This window comes from Polaromonas sp. P1_G2, from assembly GCF_056405515.1.
The window spans coordinates 1-510 of the sequence record NZ_JBFUBY010000921.1; the positions used below are offsets into that span (position 1 = coordinate 1).

General features: G+C 59.4%; 1 protein-coding gene. It reads right to left on the bottom strand.

Going from position 1 to position 510, the window contains the following annotated elements; all coding sequences use genetic code 11:
* A partial coding sequence (locus AC1D0P_RS28350; RefSeq protein ID WP_477679780.1) for an S-adenosylmethionine:tRNA ribosyltransferase-isomerase occupies positions 1-317 on the bottom strand: 317 nt, incomplete at its 3' end.
* Positions 318-510 lie beyond the last annotated feature (193 nt).

Genomic DNA, 510 nt, shown 5'->3' on the forward strand with positions numbered 1-510 from the left:
TTGATACGCTTGCCTGGGCGGGCAAAGGCCTTCCATGCGTTTGGGCCAACGCGCATGTGCAGGGTGACGGAGACGGACGCCGCCCCTTCATCACGAATGCGCGTGCCTTCAAGCTGCGCAGGGATGACCTTGGTATCGTTGAAGACCAGAACGTCACCTGGATTCAGCAGATCCGGCAGGTCTCGGACGACGAGGTCCGAGAACTGCGTTTCGGTGTTCGGATCGACCGCCAGCAGGCGTGCAGAATCGCGCGGGTTTGCCGGCCGCAAGGCAATCCGCTCCTGGGGAAGCTCGAAATCGAAAAGGTCAACACGCATGAGAAACTCGAAGGCGCTCCCCTGCTAAGGGAGTATAGTCATAAAAGAAAACCGCCCCGGCGCATAAGCCCCGGAGCGGCCGATGTCCATCGAAAACGGATTACTTGACGTCCGCGGCGACCTTCATCGACACGATCTCGTCAGGGTCGACCACCGGTTCGCCCTTCTTGATCTTGTCGACATTGTCCATGCC